At 74.6% G+C, this 17,892-nt stretch carries 16 protein-coding genes; 15 read left to right on the forward strand and 1 reads right to left on the reverse strand.

Annotation, left to right across the window (positions count from 1 at the left end):
- The first annotated feature begins 319 nt into the window (after positions 1-319).
- The 15 genes from pyrR to ACO4JP_RS10255 all read left to right on the forward strand — a co-directional run bounded on the left by pyrR (position 320) and on the right by ACO4JP_RS10255 (position 17,000).
- Positions 320-901: a bifunctional pyr operon transcriptional regulator/uracil phosphoribosyltransferase PyrR gene (gene pyrR, locus ACO4JP_RS10185; RefSeq protein WP_425953577.1), complete on the forward strand. Its 582-nt coding sequence runs from the start codon at positions 320-322 to the stop codon at positions 899-901.
- Complete coding sequence (locus ACO4JP_RS10190) at positions 898-1,905, forward strand: aspartate carbamoyltransferase catalytic subunit (protein ID WP_425953578.1); 1,008 nt, start codon at positions 898-900, stop codon at positions 1,903-1,905. The genes pyrR and ACO4JP_RS10190 overlap by 4 nt, the downstream gene beginning before the upstream one ends.
- The gene (locus ACO4JP_RS10195; protein WP_425953579.1) at positions 1,905-3,224 is read left to right on the forward strand and encodes a dihydroorotase; all 1,320 of its coding nucleotides are present in this window, start codon (positions 1,905-1,907) and stop codon (positions 3,222-3,224) included. Before ACO4JP_RS10190 ends, ACO4JP_RS10195 begins: the two co-directional genes overlap by 1 nt.
- The gene (locus ACO4JP_RS10200; protein WP_425953580.1) at positions 3,221-3,778 is read left to right on the forward strand and encodes a hypothetical protein; all 558 of its coding nucleotides are present in this window, start codon (positions 3,221-3,223) and stop codon (positions 3,776-3,778) included. Before ACO4JP_RS10195 ends, ACO4JP_RS10200 begins: the two co-directional genes overlap by 4 nt.
- Positions 3,775-5,034, forward strand: coding sequence for a glutamine-hydrolyzing carbamoyl-phosphate synthase small subunit (gene carA, locus ACO4JP_RS10205; RefSeq protein ID WP_425953581.1), 1,260 nt, complete (start codon positions 3,775-3,777; stop codon positions 5,032-5,034). Before ACO4JP_RS10200 ends, carA begins: the two co-directional genes overlap by 4 nt.
- Positions 5,034-8,387, forward strand: coding sequence for a carbamoyl-phosphate synthase large subunit (gene carB / locus ACO4JP_RS10210; RefSeq protein ID WP_425953582.1), 3,354 nt, complete (start codon positions 5,034-5,036; stop codon positions 8,385-8,387). Before carA ends, carB begins: the two co-directional genes overlap by 1 nt.
- Complete coding sequence (gene pyrF / locus ACO4JP_RS10215; protein WP_425953583.1) at positions 8,380-9,228, forward strand: orotidine-5'-phosphate decarboxylase; 849 nt, start codon at positions 8,380-8,382, stop codon at positions 9,226-9,228. Before carB ends, pyrF begins: the two co-directional genes overlap by 8 nt.
- Before the next feature lie 109 nt (positions 9,229-9,337).
- Positions 9,338-10,081, forward strand: coding sequence for a DUF899 family protein (locus tag ACO4JP_RS10220; RefSeq protein WP_425953584.1), 744 nt, complete (start codon positions 9,338-9,340; stop codon positions 10,079-10,081).
- 122 nt (positions 10,082-10,203) lie between these two features.
- The gene (mihF, locus tag ACO4JP_RS10225) at positions 10,204-10,515 is read left to right on the forward strand and encodes an integration host factor, actinobacterial type (RefSeq protein ID WP_425953585.1); all 312 of its coding nucleotides are present in this window, start codon (positions 10,204-10,206) and stop codon (positions 10,513-10,515) included.
- Positions 10,508-11,122 carry a guanylate kinase gene (gene gmk, locus ACO4JP_RS10230; RefSeq protein WP_425953586.1) on the forward strand — a complete coding sequence of 205 codons (615 nt, stop codon included), beginning with the start codon at positions 10,508-10,510 and terminating at the stop codon, positions 11,120-11,122. The genes mihF and gmk overlap by 8 nt, the downstream gene beginning before the upstream one ends.
- Positions 11,123-11,166: 44 nt before the next feature.
- The gene (rpoZ, locus tag ACO4JP_RS10235) at positions 11,167-11,460 is read left to right on the forward strand and encodes a DNA-directed RNA polymerase subunit omega (protein ID WP_425953587.1); all 294 of its coding nucleotides are present in this window, start codon (positions 11,167-11,169) and stop codon (positions 11,458-11,460) included.
- 6 nt (positions 11,461-11,466) lie between these two features.
- Positions 11,467-12,678, forward strand: a complete 1,212-nt coding sequence (gene coaBC, locus ACO4JP_RS10240; protein ID WP_425953588.1) for a bifunctional phosphopantothenoylcysteine decarboxylase/phosphopantothenate--cysteine ligase CoaBC — start codon at positions 11,467-11,469, stop codon at positions 12,676-12,678.
- Positions 12,679-12,778: 100 nt separating this feature from the next.
- On the forward strand, positions 12,779-13,972 hold the full coding sequence (metK, locus tag ACO4JP_RS10245) for a methionine adenosyltransferase (protein ID WP_425953589.1): 1,194 nt from the start codon (positions 12,779-12,781) through the stop codon (positions 13,970-13,972).
- A 230-nt stretch (positions 13,973-14,202) separates the two neighbouring features.
- A complete protein-coding gene (locus ACO4JP_RS10250) occupies positions 14,203-16,353 on the forward strand; it encodes a primosomal protein N' (protein ID WP_425953590.1) in 2,151 nt (716 codons plus the stop codon).
- A complete protein-coding gene (locus tag ACO4JP_RS10255) occupies positions 16,350-17,000 on the forward strand; it encodes an HAD family hydrolase (protein WP_425953591.1) in 651 nt (216 codons plus the stop codon). Before ACO4JP_RS10250 ends, ACO4JP_RS10255 begins: the two co-directional genes overlap by 4 nt.
- Here ACO4JP_RS10255 and ACO4JP_RS10260 read toward each other — a convergent pair.
- A complete protein-coding gene (locus tag ACO4JP_RS10260) occupies positions 16,994-17,875 on the reverse strand; it encodes a M15 family metallopeptidase (protein WP_425953592.1) in 882 nt (293 codons plus the stop codon). The genes ACO4JP_RS10255 and ACO4JP_RS10260 overlap by 7 nt on opposite strands.
- Positions 17,876-17,892: the final 17 nt, after the last annotated feature.

Consider the following 17,892-nt stretch of genomic DNA (forward strand, 5'->3'; position numbering starts at 1 on the left):
GTGCGGTGCGTGGTCTCGGCGGGGGCGTCGACGACGGCGGTCGGCGTCACGGGATACTCCTCGGTGGGTCAGGATCGGCGGCCGCGTTGGCCGCAGAGCCACCGAAGGATAGGCGCGGCCTGCTTGTCGCGAACCCCCTGACGGCGTCAAGGTTCCGTCAATATTCCGACGGCGTGACGCGACGCCGCGAAGTCGACGCTGTGACGCATGTCGCGCCCCGGAAGCGCCCGCCCGGATCGGAACGGGCGGGACGGGCGGGATAGTCTGTCCACGCAAGACACCCTTTAACACCGTCCCGTGAGGCGGAGAAGGAGGTCCGGTGAGCCTCGGCCTGCCATCGGTCACGACAGTCCTCGGTGCCGAGGACATCCAGCGGGCACTGACCCGCATCGCCCACGAGGTGGTCGAGCGCTCCAGGGGAGCCGGCGACGTCGTCCTCCTGGGCATCCCCACCCGCGGCGTCCCGCTCGCGCACCGCCTGGCCGAGCGCCTGGCCGCGATCGACCCCGACTTCGACCCCGTCGCCGCCCTGGGCGAGCTCGACGTGACGATGTACCGCGACGACCTGCACCGCAACCCCACCCGCGCCGTCGGCGTGACGAGGCTGCCCCAGGTCGGCCTCGACGACAAGGTCGTGGTGCTGGTCGACGACGTCCTCTACTCCGGCCGCACCATCCGCGCCGCGCTCGACGCCATCAGCGACCTGGGCCGCCCCCGCGCGGTGCGCCTGGCCTGCCTGGTGGACCGCGGTCACCGCGAGCTGCCGATCCGCCCCGACTTCGTGGGGAAGAACCTGCCGACGTCGACGGGCGAGCGCGTGCTGGTGCGTCTCGCCGAGGTCGACGGCGAGGCCGACGCCGTCGTGATCAGCGGCCGCGACCCGAAGGGGGAGGCGCTGTGAAGCACCTGCTGTCCGCCCAAGACCTGACGCTCGACGAGACGATCCTGATCCTCGACACGGCCGCGCAGATGGCGGCCACCCAGTCGCGGGAGATCAAGAAGCTCCCGACGCTGCGCGGGCGCACCGTGGTCAACCTGTTCTTCGAGGACTCCACTCGCACGCGCATCTCGTTCGAGACGGCCGCCAAGCGCCTGTCCGCGGACGTCATCAACTTCTCGGCCAAGGGCTCGAGCGTGTCCAAGGGCGAGTCGCTCAAGGACACCGCGCTGACGCTGCACGCGATGGGCGCGGATGCCGTCGTCGTGCGCCACTGGGCGAGCGGCGCGCCGCACCAGCTGGCTCATTCAGGCTGGCTCGGCAGTGTCGACAACCCGGTGGCCGTGCTCAACGCGGGCGACGGCACCCACGAGCACCCGACGCAGGCGCTGCTGGACGCCTTCACGATCCGCCGCCACCTGGTGGGCCGCGCGGGCGGCGCCACGGGCGACGGGGTGGGCCGCGACCTCAAGGGCCTGAAGGTCGCCATCGTGGGCGACGTGCTGCACTCGCGCGTGGCGCGCTCGAACGTGCACCTGCTGCGCACCCTGGGCGCCGAGGTCACGCTGGTGTCCCCGCCCACGCTGCTGCCGGTCGGCGTCGAGACGTGGCCGTGCGCGACGTCGTACGACCTGGACGAGACGCTCGCGCGCTGGCAGCCGGACGCCGTGATGATGCTGCGCGTGCAGCGCGAGCGGATGTCCGGGGGAGCGGGGGCGTTCTTCCCGAGCACGCTGGAGTACGCGCGCCGCTACGGGCTGGACCAGCGCCGCCTGGCCATGCTGCCCGCGCACACCGTCGTCATGCACCCCGGGCCGATGAACCGCGGCCTGGAGATCTCTGCCGAGGCCGCCGACTCGACCCGCTCCGTGATCGTCGAGCAGGTCGCGAACGGCGTCGCCGTGCGGATGGCCGCCCTGTACCTGCTGCTGGCCGGGGGCTCCTCGGCCGAGGGGAGCTCGATCTGATGCCTGCCTACGTCCTGAGGAACGTCCGCCCGCTGGGCGGGGAGCCCGCCGACGTCGTCCTGTCCGGCGGCCTGGTGGCCGAGGTCGCCGCGCCCGGCGCCGCGACGGCGCCCGAGGGGGCCGTCGAGCTCGACGGCGCAGGTCACGTGCTGCTGCCGGGTCTGGTGGACCTGCACACGCACCTGCGCGAGCCGGGCCGCGAGGACGCCGAGACGGTCCTGTCGGGAACGCGCGCCGCGGCCGCCGGCGGCTTCACCGCCGTGCACGCCATGGCCAACACCTCGCCCGTCGCCGACACCGCCGGCGTCGTCGAGCAGGTGTGGCGGCTGGGCCAGGAGGCCGGCTGGGTCGACGTGCACCCGGTGGGCGCCGTCACGGTGGGGCTCGGCGGCGAACGACTTGCGGAGCTTGGCGCGATGGCCGACTCCAAGGCCCGCGTGCGGGTCTTCTCCGACGACGGCAGGTGCGTGCACGACCCGGTGCTCATGCGCCGCGCCCTCGAGTACGTCAAGGCGTTCGACGGCGTCGTCGCCCAGCACGCGCAGGAGCCGCGCCTCACCGAGGGCGCGCAGATGCACGAGGGCGTCGTCTCCGCCGAGATCGGCCTGGCCGGCTGGCCGGCCGTCGCCGAGGAGGCGATCATCGCCCGCGACGTGCTCCTTGCCGAGCACGTCGGCTCGCGCCTGCACGTGTGCCACCTGTCCACGCGCGGCAGCGTAGAGATCGTGCGCTGGGCCAAGGCGCGCGGCATCGACGTGACCGCCGAGGTCACCCCGCACCACCTGCTGCTCACCGACGACCTGGCCCGCGGCTACGACCCGGTGTTCAAGGTCAACCCGCCGCTGCGCACGGCCGACGACGTCGAGGCGGTCCGCGAGGGCCTGGCCGACGGCACGATCGACATCGTCGCGACCGACCACGCCCCGCACGCCCGCGAGGACAAGGACTGTGAGTGGGCCGCGGCCGCGTTCGGCATGACGGGCCTGGAGACGGCCCTGAGCGTCGTCCAGCAGACCATGGTCGACACCGGGCGCCTGACCTGGGCCGGCGTCGCCCGGGTGCTGTCGGCGAACCCCGCCCACATCGGCCGGATCGACGCCCAGCACGGCCGCCCCATCGCCGCGGGCGAGCCCGCGAACCTCGTGCTCGTGGACCCGTCCGCGACCCGCGTGGTCGACGGCGCCGTCCAGGAGACGGCGTCGGCCAACACGCCGTTCCAGGGCCGCGAGCTGCCGGGGCGCGTGGTCGCGACGTTCCTGCGCGGGCGCGCCACGGTGCTCGGCGGCGCCCCGGTCGAGGCCACGGGAGCGGTCGCGTGAACCTGCCCCTGCCCGTCGCGGTCGGCCTGTGGGTCGCCGTCGGCGTCGTGCTGCTGCTCCTGATCCTCGGCGGGCGCCGCCGGCTCACGCAGCGCACCGGCCAGCTCGTCCCGCAGCCGCCGGCCGCGCCGGCGGACCTCGGCGCGCCGCGCCTCGGCCCGCTCGAGGCCACCTACGTCTCGACGACGCTCGCGGGCGACTGGCTCGCCCGCGTCGGCGCGCACGGCCTGGGCGACCGCGCGGCCGCCACGGTGACCGTGCACGACGCCGGGGTGCTCGTCGAGCGCGCCGGCGCGCCCACCGTGTTCCTGCCCGCCGACGCCCTGCGCGGCGCCGGGCTCGCCCCCGGCATGGCCGGCAAGTACGTGGGGGCCGACGGCCTCGTCGTGCTGACCTGGCTTGCCCCCTCGGACGGGCGGGTGCGCGCCGTCGAGCTCGACACCGGGCTGCGCACGCGCCACCCCGCCGACAAGTCCCGCCTCGTCGACGCCGTGCGGCACCTGCTCGCCGCCCCCGGCGAGGCCGCCGACCCCCTGCAGAAGGAGAACCCGTGACGAACGCCGCCACCTCCCCCGACAGCTCAGCCGACAAGGCGGTCCTGGTCCTCGAGGACGGCACCGTCGTCCGCGGACGCGCCTACGGCGCCCGGGGCGCCACGCTCGGGGAGATCGTCTTCTCTACCGGCATGACCGGCTACCAGGAGACGCTGACCGACCCGTCCTACCACCGCCAGATCGTCGTCATGACGGCGCCGCACATCGGGAACACCGGCGTCAACGACGAGGACCCCGAGTCGGGCCGCATCTGGGTGGCCGGCTGGATCGTGCGCGACCCCGCACGCCGCGTCTCGAACTGGCGCGCCCAGCGCTCGCTCGACGAGGAGCTGGCCGCGCAGGGCGTCGTCGGCATCAGCGACGTCGACACCCGCTTCCTGACCCGCCACCTGCGCGAGCTCGGCGTCATGCGCGCCGGCATCTTCTCCGGAACCGACCTGCTCGACGCCTCGGGTCACGAGCGCCCCGTCGGCGAGCTGGTCGCCGTCGTCCAGGCCGCCCCGCTCATGGCCGGCGCCGACCTGGCCCGCGAGGTCTCCACCTCCGAGCCCTACGTCGTCGAGCCCGCCGGCGAGTTCGCGGGCCAGGAGCCCGTCGCGACCGTCGTCGCCGTCGACCTCGGCATCAAGGCCATGACGCCGCACCGGCTCGCCGAGCGCGGCGTGCGCGTGCACGTCGTGCCCCAGTCGTCCACCTTCGCGGACATCGAGGCGCTGCTGCCCGCCGACGGCGCCCGCGGCGTCTTCTTCTCCAACGGCCCCGGCGACCCCGGCGCCGCCACCCACGAGGTCGAGCTGCTCCGCGAGGTGCTGGACGCCGGCATCCCGTTCTTCGGCATCTGCTTCGGCAACCAGCTGCTCGGCCGCGCCCTGGGCTACGGCACCTACAAGCTCGGCTACGGCCACCGCGGCATCAACCAGCCCGTGCTCGACCGCACCACCGGCAAGGTCGAGGTCACCGCGCACAACCACGGCTTCGCCGTCGACGCGCCCGTCGACGCCGTGAGCGTCGCGCCCCACAAGGAGGCGTACGGCCGCGTCGTCGTCGCCCACGTCGGCCTCAACGACGACGTCGTCGAGGGCCTCACCGCCCTCGACATCCCCGCCTTCTCGGTGCAGTACCACCCGGAGGCCGCCGCCGGGCCGCACGACTCGGCCTACCTGTTCGACCGCTTCGTCGAGCTCATGCAGACCCGCACGCCCGTGAACGTCCCGGCCTCTGTCGTCGCAGAGCTCGCCGCCACCCAGGAGAACTGATGCCCCGCCGCACCGACATCCGCTCCGTCCTCGTCATCGGCTCGGGCCCCATCGTCATCGGGCAGGCCTGCGAGTTCGACTACTCCGGCACCCAGGCGTGCCGCGTCCTGAAGGAGGAGGGCCTGCGGGTCATCCTCGTGAACTCCAACCCGGCCACGATCATGACCGACCCGGAGTTCGCCGACGCCACCTACGTCGAGCCGATCACCACCGAGGTGCTCACGACGATCATCGCCAAGGAGCGCCCCGACGCGCTCCTGCCCACCCTCGGCGGCCAGACCGCGCTCAACGCGGCCATCGCCCTCGACGAGGCCGGCGTCCTCGAGAAGTACGACGTCGAGCTCATCGGCGCCAACATCCCCGCCATCCAGAAGGGCGAGGACCGAGAGCAGTTCCGCGACGTCGTCGCCCGCTGCGGCGGCGAGTCCGCCCGCTCCCACATCGTGCACACCGTCGACGAGGCGCTCGCGGCCGCGGGCGACCTCGGCTACCCGATGGTCGTGCGCCCGTCGTTCACCATGGGCGGCCTCGGCTCGGGCATCGCGTACGACGAGGCCGACCTGCGCCGCATCGTCGGCCAGGGCCTGCACTACTCGCCGACCACCGAGGTGCTCCTGGAGGAGTCCATCCTCGGCTGGAAGGAGTACGAGCTCGAGCTCATGCGGGACCGCAACGACAACGTCGTGGTCGTCTGCTCCATCGAGAACGTGGACCCGGTCGGCGTGCACACCGGCGACTCGGTCACCGTCGCGCCCGCGCTCACCCTCACCGACCGCGAGTACCAGCGGCTGCGCGACATCGGCATCGCGGTGATCCGCGAGGTCGGCGTCGACACCGGCGGCTGCAACATCCAGTTCGCGATCGACCCGGCCGACGGGCGCATCATCGTCATCGAGATGAACCCGCGCGTCTCGCGGTCCTCGGCGCTCGCGTCGAAGGCGACCGGCTTCCCGATCGCCAAGATCGCCGCGAAGCTCGCCGTCGGGTACACGCTCGACGAGATCCCGAACGACATCACCCAGGTCACGCCCGCCTCGTTCGAGCCGACCCTGGACTACGTCGTCGTCAAGGTGCCCCGGTTTGCGTTCGAGAAGTTCCCGGCCGCGGACGACACGCTGACCACCACCATGAAGTCGGTCGGCGAGGCCATGGCCCTGGGCCGCAACTTCACCGAGGCGCTCGGCAAGGCGCTGCGCTCCATCGACAAGGCGGGCGTGCAGTTCCACTGGGACGGCCAGGCACCGCAGGGCGCCGAGCTCGAGCAGCTCCTCGAGGCCATCAAGCGCCCGACCGAGTTCCGCATGGTGGGCGTGCAGCAGGCGCTGCGCGCGGGCGCCACGCTCGAGCAGGTCTTCGAGGCCACCAAGATCGACCCGTGGTTCCTCGACCAGATCCAGCTCATGAACGAGCACGCCGAGGCGGTCGCCTCCGGCCCGACGCTGACCGCCGACGTCCTGCGTGACGCCAAGCGTCACGGCCTGTCGGACCGGCAGATCGCCTCGCTGCGCGGCATGGGTGAGACAGGTGAGCAGTCGGTGCGCGAGATCCGGCACGCCCTGGGCATCCGCCCCGTCTTCAAGACGGTGGACACCTGCGCGGCCGAGTTCGCGGCCAAGACGCCGTACCACTACTCGTCCTACGACCAGGAGACCGAGGTCGCCCCGCGCGAGCGCGAGGCCGTCATCATCCTGGGCTCGGGTCCGAACCGCATCGGCCAGGGCATCGAGTTCGACTACTCGTGCGTGCACGCCACCATGACGCTCGCCGAGCAGTACGAGACCGTCATGGTCAACTGCAACCCGGAGACCGTCTCGACGGACTACGACACCTCCGACCGCCTGTACTTCGAGCCGCTGACCTTCGAGGACGTGCTCGAGGTCTACCAGGCCGAGCTCGCCGCCGGCCCGGTCAAGGGCATCATCGTGCAGCTCGGCGGCCAGACGCCGCTCTCGCTCGCGCAGCGCCTGGCGGACGCCGGCCTGCCGATCCTCGGCACCACGCCCGAGGCCATCGACGCCGCCGAGGACCGCGGCGTGTTCGGCCAGGTGCTGGCCGACGCCGGCCTGCCGGCGCCCGCGTTCGGCACCGCCCGCACGCTGGGCCAGGCCGTCGAGGTCGCCGAGCGCATCGGCTACCCGGTGCTCGTGCGCCCGTCGTACGTGCTCGGCGGCCGCGGCATGGAGATCGTCTACTCCCGCGAGCAGCTGACCACCTACGTCCAGCGGGCGATCGCCTCGGCGCAGGAGACCGCCGCGACGTCGGGCACCATGCTCTCGGCGCCGCTGCTCATCGACCGCTTCCTCGACAACGGCATCGAGATCGACGTCGACGCCCTGTACGACGGCGAGGAGATGTTCCTCGGCGGCGTCATGGAGCACATCGAGGAGGCCGGCATCCACTCGGGCGACTCCGCCTGCGTGCTGCCCCCGGTGTCGCTGAGCGAGCACGAGATCGAGCGCATCCGCCGCTCGACCGAGGCCATCGCCAAGGGCGTGGGCGTGCGGGGTCTGCTCAACGTGCAGTACGCGCTGGTCAGCGACGTGCTGTACGTGCTCGAGGCCAACCCGCGCGCGTCGCGCACCGTCCCGTTCGTCTCCAAGGCCACGGGCGTGTCCCTGGCCAAGGCCGCGGCGCGGGTGATGGTCGGCGCCACGATCGCCGAGCTGCGCGCCGAGGGCGTGCTGCCCGCCACGGGCGACGGCGGCACCCTGGACCTCGGCGCTCCGATCGCGGTCAAGGAGGCCGTGCTGCCGTTCAAGCGGTTCCGCACCGCCGACGGCCAGGTCGTCGACACGATCCTCGGCCCGGAGATGCGCTCGACGGGCGAGGTCATGGGCTTCGACGCCGACTTCCCGCGGGCCTTCGCCAAGTCGCAGGCCGCCGCGTTCGGCGGGCTGCCGACGTCGGGCCGCGTGTTCGTCTCGGTCGCCGACCGCGACAAGCGCGCCATCGTGTTCCCGATCAAGAAGCTCACCGAGGTCGGCTTCGAGGTGCTCGCGACGGCGGGCACCGCGCAGGTGCTGATGCGTAACGGCATCCCGGCCACCGTGGTGCGCAAGCACTCCGAGGGTCGCGGCGCCGCGGGAGAGCCGACCATCGTCGACCTGATCACGGCCGGTGACGTCGACCTGGTGATCAACTCCCCGTCGGGGCAGGGCGCCCGCGCGGACGGCTACGAGATCCGCGCGGCCACGACCGCCGCCGACAAGCCGATCGTCACCACGGTCGACGAGCTCGGCGCCGTCGTGCAGGCCATCGAGGCGATCATCGCCGGGCCGTTCGACGTCGCGAGCCTGCAGGAGCACACGGCGAGGACGAAGGCGCGCCTGCAGCGGGAGGCCCTCGGTGGCTGAGCCCTTCGGCGCACGCCTCGCGGCGGCGATGGACGACCTCGGCCCGCTGTGCGTCGGCATCGACCCGCACGCGTCCCTCCTGGACGCCTGGGGGCTGGGCGACGACGTCGCCGGCGTGCGCGAGTTCTCGCTACGCGTGGTCGAGGCCGTCGGCGGGCGGGTCGCGGCGTTCAAGCCGCAGGCCGCGTTCTACGAGCGGCACGGCTCCGCCGGCGTCGCGGTGCTCGAGGAGACCATCGCGGCGGCCCGCGCCGCCGGGACGCTGACGATCGTGGACGCCAAGCGCGGCGACATCGGCTCGACCATGGGCGCCTACGCCGACGCGTTCCTGCGCGACGGCTCGCCGCTCGCCGGTGACGCGCTGACCGTGTCGCCGTACCTCGGGTTCGGGTCGCTCACGCCGGCCGCCGAGCTCGCGGCGGCCACGGGCCGGGGCCTGTTCGTGCTGTGCCTGACCTCCAACAAGGAGGGGTACGAGGTGCAGCACGCGGTGTCGCCCGACGGCGTCTCGGTCGCCGCGTCCATGGCCGCGCAGGCCGCCGTCCTCAACGCGGGCGCGAGCCCGATGGGGTCGATCGGCCTGGTGGTCGGCGCCACCATCGGTGACGCCGCCGGTGCCACCGGCACGAACCTCGAGGCCGTCAACGGCCCGCTGCTGGCGCCGGGCGTGGGCGCGCAGGGCGCGGGCGCGGCCGAGCTCGCCGCCGTGTTCGGGCGGGCGCGCCGCCAGGTGCTCGCGTCGTCGTCGCGCGGCGTGCTTCAGGCCGGGCCCGACGCCACGGCGCTGCGGGCCGCGGCGGACACCGCCGTCAGCGAGGCGCGGGCCGCGCTGCGGGGCTGAGCGGCACGCCCGCCGGAAGCGATTCCGGCGGGCGTGTTGAGTTTCGGGTGCCTGCGTCGTCATCCCTGGTGTCGTCGACATCGCGTCGACCGAGCCGCCAGGAGGAGCCATGACCACCGACCCCGCCACGATCGACGCCCGCACCCCCGTACCGCCCGTCGTCGACCGCGCCACCTGGGACGCCGCCTACGAGGATCTCCTCGTGCGCGAGAAGGCGCACACCCGCGCCGGCGACGCCCTCGCCGCGGCCCGCCGTCGCATGCCGATGATGGAGCTCCCGGTGGTCGACGTCGTCGGACCGGACGGTCCCGTGAGCCTGCTCGACGTGTTCGACGGCCGCGACCAGCTGGTCGTGTACAAGCACATGGCGCACGTGGGGGAGCCCATCGAGAACCAGTGCGAGGGCTGCACGCTGTCGGTGTACGGGCTGCACGAGCCGTCGTACCTGCACGCGCGCGGCATGTCGTTCGCCGTGTTCTTCGAGGGCCCGTGGGAGCTGGCGAGCGAGCTGCGCGAGTTCATGGGCTACACCGTCCCGTGGTACTCGGTGGCCGGCGTCGGCGACCCGACGCTGGGCACCGAGTTCGGCGAGTGGCTGTGGCTGATGCGCCGCGGGGACCGCGTGTACCTGACGTACCGGGTCACAGGGCGCGGGACCGAGGCGATCATGCCGTCGATGCAGCTCATCGACCGCGGCGTCTACGGCCGTGGGGAGCGGTGGGAGGACTCGCCGGAGGGCTGGCCGCAGCCCTACGCGCCCAGCGGGTTCTGGCGGGTCGACGGCCGACCGGTGCCGCAGTGGACGCGTCCGGGCGCCACGCCGGTCGCCGCGCAGGCCCACCACCACCACTGACGCAGGGGCCGCGCGCGGGCAGTACGTGCCATCCGGCGCGCCCCGATTGCCGCTCACGCAGGTCACGGTTAGTTTCGACGGAGCAGTACCGCCCCATCGGCTCGACTGAGTAGGTGACTTGCGTGGCCCTTCCTCCTCTTACCCCGGAGCAACGTGCGGCGGCCCTCGAGAAGGCTGCCGAGGCGCGCCGTGCGCGCGCGGAGATCAAGAACCGCCTCAAGTACTCCCAGGGTTCGCTCAAGGATGTGATCGAGCAGGGGCAGACCGACGACATCGTGGGGAAGCTCAAGGTCGTCGCCCTCCTCGAGTCCCTCCCGGGGGTCGGTAAGGTGAAGGCTCGAGCGATCATGGAAGAAGTCGGGATCGCCGAGACCCGTCGCGTCCGGGGCCTGGGACCCCACCAGGCCGCGGCGCTCATCGAGAGGTTTGGCTGACATTTCCGCAATCCCCGCCCCCAACGGCCCTGCTCGCCTGACCGTCCTCGCCGGGCCCACGGCCGTGGGGAAGGGCACAGTCTCCGCCGACGTCCGCGACCGCTACCCGCAGGTGTGGCTGTCGGTGTCGGCGACGACGCGCGCGCCGCGCCCCGGTGAGGTGCACGGCGTGCACTACCTGTTCGTGTCGCCCGAGGAGTTCGACCGCATGGTCGCCGAGGGCCAGATGCTCGAGTGGGCGGTCGTGCACGGGCGCAACCGGTACGGCACGCCCCGTGGCCCGGTGGAGGCGCACCTGGCCGCGGGCGTGCCGACGTTGCTGGAGATCGACCTCCAGGGGGCCCGGCAGGTGCGCGAGTCGATGCCGGACGCCCACTTCGTGTTTCTCGCCCCGCCGAGCTTCGCGGAGCTCGAGCGCCGGCTGGTCGGGCGCGGCACCGAGGGCGCCGAGGAGCGCGAGCGGCGCCTGGCCACCGCTCGCGTCGAGCTGGCGGCCGAGCCCGAGTTCGACGTGACGATCGTCAACGACGAGGTGCACCGCGCCACCGACGAGCTCGTGAGCGCCATGGGCCTCGCCGCGGGGAGGAACGCGCAGGTCGGCGGGTAGACTGTCCGGCAGTCCCTGTCCTTCCTCCCCCTGGAGCGTGAACCATGGCCGGAACCGTGGCCCAGCCCATCGGCATCACCGACCCGCCGATCGACGAGCTGCTCGAGAAGACCGACTCCAAGTACGGGCTGGTGCTGTACGCCGCGAAGCGTGCCCGCCAGATCAACGCGTACTACTCGCAGCTCAACGAGGGCCTGCTGGAGAACGTCGGGCCGCTGGTCGACGTGCGTGCGCAGGAGAAGCCGCTGTCGATCGCGATGCGTGAGATCAACTCGGACCTGCTGACCTCGACTCCGGTCGAGGAGACCGACGCCGAGGACCGTCCCGACGGATTCTGAGATCCCGTGAGGATCCTCCTGGGTGTCAGCGGGGGCGTCGCCGCGTACAAGGCGGTGCTCCTGCTGCGTCTCCTGCGCGAGGCGGGTCATGCGGTGCGGGTCATCCCGACCGAGGCGGCGCTGCGCTTCGTGGGCGCGCCCACGTGGGAGGCCCTGTCGGGCGAGCCCGTCTCCGCCGAGGTGTTCGACGACGTCGCGCACGTGCCGCACGTCGCACTCGGGCAGGGCGCCGACCTGCTCGTCGTCGCGCCCGCGACGGCCGACCTCCTGGCGCGCGCGGCCACGGGCCGCGCCGATGACCTGCTGACCTCCACGCTCCTCACGGCCCGCTGCCCCGTGGTCATGGCGCCCGCCATGCACACCGAGATGTGGGAGCACCCGGCCACGCGGGCCAACGTCGCCCTGCTGCGCGTGCGCGGGGTGCACGTCATCGAGCCGGCCAGCGGCCGCCTGACCGGCAAGGACACGGGCGCCGGGCGCCTGCCCGAGCCCGAGGACATCGCGCGCGAGGCGCTGGCCGCTGTCGCGGCCGCCCGCGCGCCGCAGGACCTCGCGGGCTGCCGCGTCGTCGTGTCCGCGGGCGGCACGCGGGAGCCCATCGACCCGGTGCGCTGGATCGGCAACCGCTCCACGGGCCGCCAGGGCCTGGCGTTGGCCGAGGCCGCGCGCGCCCGCGGCGCGCACGTCACGCTGGTCGCCGCGAACCTCGAGATCCCGGGCGCCGACGCCGCGGCGGACACGGTCGTGCGGGTCGAGTCGACGGCCGAGCTCCGCGAGGCCGTGCGGGCCGCCGGCGCGGACGCGGACGTCGTCGTGATGGCGGCCGCCGTCGCCGACTTCCGGCCGGCCGCGCCCACCGAGGCGAAGATCAAGAAGGTGCCCGGCCAGGGGCCGGCGCCCATCGAGCTCGTCGAGAACCCCGACATCCTCGCGGAGCTGGTCCGTGACCGGCTGCGCTCCGGGCAGGTCGTGGTCGGGTTCGCCGCCGAGACCGGCGACGCCGCGGGCGGCGTGCTCGACCACGGGCGCGAGAAGGCCCGCCGCAAGGGTGCCGACCTGCTGGCGGTCAACGCCGTCGGCGCCGGGCGCGGGTTCGGCACCGCCGACAACGAGGTGTGGGTGCTGGACGCGGCGGGGGAGCAGCTCGTGCACGCGACCGGCACCAAGCGGCAGGTGGCCGACGTCCTGTGGGACGCCGTCATCAAGCGCCGCGGCTGACGGCGTGTCGTGGGACACGCCGCAATGCCGTCCCGAGGTGCGAGACGTCACCGTGAGCACAGCGTGACCAGCGCTGCGCCCGCCCCGTAGGGTGACCCGCATGACCGATGCGCTGCGGCTGTTCACGTCCGAGTCCGTGACCGAGGGGCACCCGGACAAGGTGTGCGACCAGATCTCGGACGCCGTGCTGGACGCGCTGCTCGAGCAGGACCCGAGGTCCCGCGTGGCCGTCGAGACGATGGTGACCACCGGCCTGGTGCACCTCGCGGGCGAGGTCACCACGAGCGCCTACGTCGAGATCCCGCAGATCGTGCGCGACGTCGTCAAGCGCATCGGCTACACGTCGTCCGCGATCGGGTTCGACGGCTCCTCGTGCGGCGTGTCCGTGTCGATCGGGCAGCAGTCGCCCGACATCGCGCAGGGCGTGGACAAGTCCGCCGAGCAGCGTGACGACGCCGCCGACCACGACCCGCTCGACGAGCAGGGCGCCGGCGACCAGGGCCTGATGTTCGGGTACGCCTGCGACGACACGCCGCAGCTCATGCCGCTGCCCATCTGGCTCTCCCACCGGCTCGCCGAGCGCCTCGCCGCGGTGCGCCGCACGGGCGAGGTCGCGGGCCTGCGCCCCGACGGCAAGACCCAGGTCACCATCGCCTACGACGGCGACCGCCCGGTGCGCCTGGACACCGTCGTCATCTCGACGCAGCACGACGCGGACGTGCTGCAGGAGACGCTCTACAAGGAGATCGCCGACAAGGTCGTCGCGCCCGTGCTCGAGTCGGTCTCCCTCGACGCCGCCGGGCACAAGCTGTACGTCAACCCGACCGGCAAGTTCGTCGTCGGCGGCCCGCAGGGCGACGCCGGCCTGACCGGCCGCAAGATCATCGTCGACACCTACGGCGGCATGGCCCGCCACGGCGGCGGCGCGTTCTCCGGCAAGGACCCGTCGAAGGTCGACCGCTCGGCCGCGTACGCCACCCGGTGGGTCGCGAAGAACGTCGTGGCCGCCGGGCTGGCGCGCCGCTGCGAGGTGCAGGTCGCGTACGCGATCGGGCGGGCGCACCCCGTGGGCCTGTACGTCGAGACGTTCGGCACCGAGACCGTGCCGGTCGAGCGCATCAGCGCCGCGATCCAGCAGGTGTTCGACCTGCGCCCGGCCGCGATCATCGCGGACCTGGACCTGCTGCGGCCCATCTACGCCAAGACGGCGGCGTACGGGCACTTCGGCCGGGAGCTGCCGGAGTTCACGTGGGAGCGGACGGACCGGGTCGAGGCGCTGCTCGCGGCGGTGTAGCGGGCACCACCAGCCCGGACTCGTGGCGAGCACCACGGCCAGGACGACAAGCACCACCAGCGGCGTCCGGCGGTGCCACGACCGCCGCCGCGGTCGCGCGAGCCCGCCCGCCGGGTCCTCACCCCACGCGGCGATCCTTCGCGGCGGCGCAGCACTGCGGCAACGCACGGGACGCGTCAGCAGGGCCGGGCCCGCCGTCACCGTCTCCCGCGCGTGGTGAGATGGTCCGCGTGAGCGCCCCTTCCAGCGACGACGTCCCGCAGCAGGACGCGCTGCTCGCGCTCGACGAGGTCGCCGCCGCCCCGCGCCGCGGCCGCCGCAAGCCGCCGCTCGGCGCCCAGGAGATGGCGTCGGAGCTGCCGGTCGCCCGCGTGCTGCTCGACCTGCAGCCCGCGCACCTCGACCGCGAGTACGACTACCTCGTCCCGGCCGCCATGGCCGACGACGCGCTGCCCGGGGTGCGGGTGCGGGCGCGGTTCGGGGCGCAGGAGGTCGACGGGTTCGTCGTCGCGCGGCTCGCCGAGTCGGAGCACGAGGGCCGGCTGCTGCCGCTGCGACGGCTCGTGTCGGCCGAGCCCGTGCTGACGCCCCCGGTGCTGCGGCTCGTGCGGGCCGTCGCCGAGCGATGGGCCGGGACGACGGCGGACGTGCTGCGCCTCGCGATACCGCCACGGCACGCGCGCACCGAGAAGGAGGAGGTCCCCGACCCCGGCCCCGGGGACGGCGCGCTCGGTGCCGCGCCTGGTGCCGCGCCCGAGCCGTGGGCCGGGCTGTGGTCGCCGTACCGCGGCGGGGACGCGTTCTCGGCGCACGTGTCGGCGGGCGGTGCGCCCAAGGCCGTGTGGACGCCGCTGCCCGGGCTGGCGCCCGCTGCCGACCCGGGCGGCGTGCCGAGCCTGCCGCACTGGGCCGCGGCCGTGGCGACCGCCGCCCGGGCCGCGGTGGCCGCAGGGCGCGGGGTGCTCGTCGTCGTCCCGGACGCGCGGGACGCCGGGCGCGTCGGGGCGGCGCTCGCGGCGGCGGGGGTGCCCGACGTCGCGCGCCTGCTCGCCGAGGACGGGCCGGCGCCCCGGTACCGGGCGTTCCTCGCCGCCGCCCGCGGGCGGGCCCGCGTCGTCGTCGGCACGCGTGCGGCGATGTTCGCGCCCGTCGCGGACCTCGGGCTGGTCGTGCTGTGGGGCGACGGGGAGGACACGCTGGCCGAGCCGCACGCCCCGTACCCGCACGCGCGGGAGGTGCTCGCCCTGCGCAGCGACCTCGAGGGGGCGGCGTTCCTGCTCGGGTCGCCGGGGCGCACCGTGCAGGCGCAGGCGCTGCTCGACGGCTGGGCGCGGGAGGTGGCCGCGCCCCGCGACGTCGTGCGCGCCCGCGCGCCGCGCATGCGTGCGCTGACGTCGGTCGAGCTCGCCGCCGAGGGGCCGGGCGCCGCGGCCCGCATCCCGACGGCGGCGTGGCGTGCCGCGCGCGACGCGCTCGCCCAGGGCCCCGTCCTGGTGCAGGTGCCGCGCACCGGCTACCTGCCGGTGGTGGCCTGCGTGCGCTGCCGCACGCCCGCGACGTGCGACGCGTGCCACGGGCCGCTCGGGCTGGGCGGGGCCGGCGCGGCGCCGCAGTGCCGCTGGTGCGGCAGGCTGGCGGCCGGGTGGCGGTGCGGCGAGTGCGGCTCGACGGCGCTGCGCGCGGTGCGCGTCGGCTCCGAGCGCACCGCCGAGGAGCTGGGGCGGGCGTTCCCCGGCGTGCCCGTGCGGCTGTCGGCGTCGACGGCGCCCGGTGGCGTGCTCGACCGGGTGCCGGCGCGCCCCGCCGTCGTCGTCGCCACCCCGGGTGCCGAGCCCGTGGCCGACGGCGGGTACGCGGCCGCGCTGCTGCTGGACGCCGCCGTCGCGACCGCGACCCTGGGGCTCGCGACCGGGACGCAGGCCGTGCACCGCTGGCTCGCGGCCGCGCACCTGGTGCGGCCGGCGACCGCGGGCGGGCAGGTGCTGCTGGTCGGGGACGCCGCCCCCGGCCCGACGGGCGCGCTGGTCCGGTTCGACCCGGCGGGCTTCGCCGCGCGCGAGCTCGCCGAGCGGGCCGAGCTCGCGCTGCCGCCCGCGGTGCGGGTCGCGGCGGTGACGGGGGACCGGGCGGCCGTGGGCGCGCTCGTCGCGCGGGTGGGCCTCGCGACGCCCGAGGCGACCCTCGGCCCGGTGGAGACCGAGCCCGCGGGCGCCGGGGACGGCAGCCTGTTCGACGGCGCGCCCGTGCGCGTCGTCGTGCGGGTGCCCGCGCCGGCGGGGGTCGAGCTCGCCCGGCAGCTGCGGGCGTCGCTGGCCGTGCGCTCGGCGCACCGTGAGCCGGGTACGGTGCGGGTGCAGCTCGACCCCGAGGAGATGGTGTGACCGCGATCGACACCGTGGTGTACGACTTCGGCAACGTGCTGGTGCGGTGGGACCCGCGGGGGGCGTTCGCCGTCCTGGACCCGGCCGAGGTCGAGGAGTTCTTCACCGCGTTCGACTTCGCCGCGTTCAACCACCGGCAGGACGCCGGCCTGCTGCCCTTCGCCGAGGCCCGCGCCGAGGTCGCCGCGGCCTTCCCCCGGTGGGCGCCCTTCCTCGACACCTACCTCGAGCGGTACCCCGGCACGCTGCTCGGCCCCGTCGAGGGGTCCGCCGCCCTCGTCGCCGAGCTGCGCGACCTCGGGCTGCGCCTGTACGGGCTGACCAACTGGTGGGCCGAGACCTTCGAGCACGCCGAGCCCGCCGCGCCCGCGATCGGGCTCATGGACGGTGTCGTCGTCTCCGGCCGGGTCGGGCTCGCCAAGCCCGACCCAGAGATCTTCCGGCACCTCGCGGCGACGTTCCGGATCGACCCGGAGCGGGCCGTGTTCGTCGACGACTCGCCCGCCAACGTGGCCGCGGCCGCCGCCCTGGGCTTCCACGCCGTGCGCTTCACCACGACCGCCGCGCTGCGCGACGCCCTGCGCGATCTCGGCGTGGGCGTGCGGCCCGGGCAGGACGCCTCGGAGGCCCCGGGAGACGCTCAGTAGGTGGGCGCCGCCGGCAGCCCGATGTGCTCCTCGAGGCTCCGCGCGCCCGACGCCGCGACGTCGGCGGCCGCCCGCACCCCGACGTACCGCAGGTGCCACGGCTCGTCCGTGTACCCCGTCACGGCCTGCTGCCCCGCCTGGTACCGCACGACGAACCCGAACCGGCCGGCGTTCTTCGCCAGCCACGCCGCCTGCGGCGTCGCGCCGAAGCACCCAAAGTCCTGGCACGCGCCGCCGCGCGGCAGCACGTCCACCGCCAGGCCCGTCTGGTGCTCCGAGAACCCCGGCCGCGCCGACTGCGCCTCCGCCGACGCCGAGCCCAGCGTGCGCACCCACCGGCGGTGCGTGCGCACCTGGTCCGCGTACGAGCGGAACCCGCTGCGCGCCTCGACGGGCGCCCCGGCGGCCTCCGCCGCCGCCGACAGCCGCTCGAACGCGTCCGCCGCCTCCGTCCGCAGCAGCACGCCATCCGCCGGCCGCAGGTCCGCCGGCGCGTACGTCACCGGGTCCAGCGGGCGCTGCTTGTTCACCACCACCAGCAGGCTCGCCGCGTCACCCGCCTGCGCCCGCCAGGCCGGGACCCGGGCCAGCGCCGCGGACCGCGCGACCCGCCGGGCGTCGAGCCCGGCCGAGTGGGGCCCCGGCAGGGGGAACGCCGCCGCACCAACCGGCGCCGCCGGCAGCCGCCCGCCGCCCGCGGCCGCCACCGGGGCTGCCAGCGGGACCAGCGCCGCGGGCAGGTGCCCCGCCCCGACCGACATGTCCGGCAGCGGCCGCACAGGGGCCAGGACGGGGACCGGCGCGGCGGCCGCGGCGCACAGCATCAGCGGCACGGTCAGCGCGACGACGCGCAGCACACGCACGGCAGTGAACACGATCCACCACGCTACCC

It is taken from the genome of Xylanimonas sp. McL0601, assembly GCF_049852175.1.
Classification (GTDB): Bacteria; Actinomycetota; Actinomycetes; order Actinomycetales; family Cellulomonadaceae; genus Xylanimonas.

Coding starts and splice junctions, on each gene's coding strand:
- ACO4JP_RS10195 (WP_425953579.1), top strand. CDS start 1,905: ATGCCTGCCTACGTCCTGAGGAACGTCCGCCCGCTGGGCGGGGAGCCC.
- carB (WP_425953582.1), top strand. CDS start 5,034: ATGCCCCGCCGCACCGACATCCGCTCCGTCCTCGTCATCGGCTCGGGC.
- ACO4JP_RS10220 (WP_425953584.1), top strand. CDS start 9,338: ATGACCACCGACCCCGCCACGATCGACGCCCGCACCCCCGTACCGCCC.
- rpoZ (WP_425953587.1), top strand. CDS start 11,167: ATGGCCGGAACCGTGGCCCAGCCCATCGGCATCACCGACCCGCCGATC.
- metK (WP_425953589.1), top strand. CDS start 12,779: ATGACCGATGCGCTGCGGCTGTTCACGTCCGAGTCCGTGACCGAGGGG.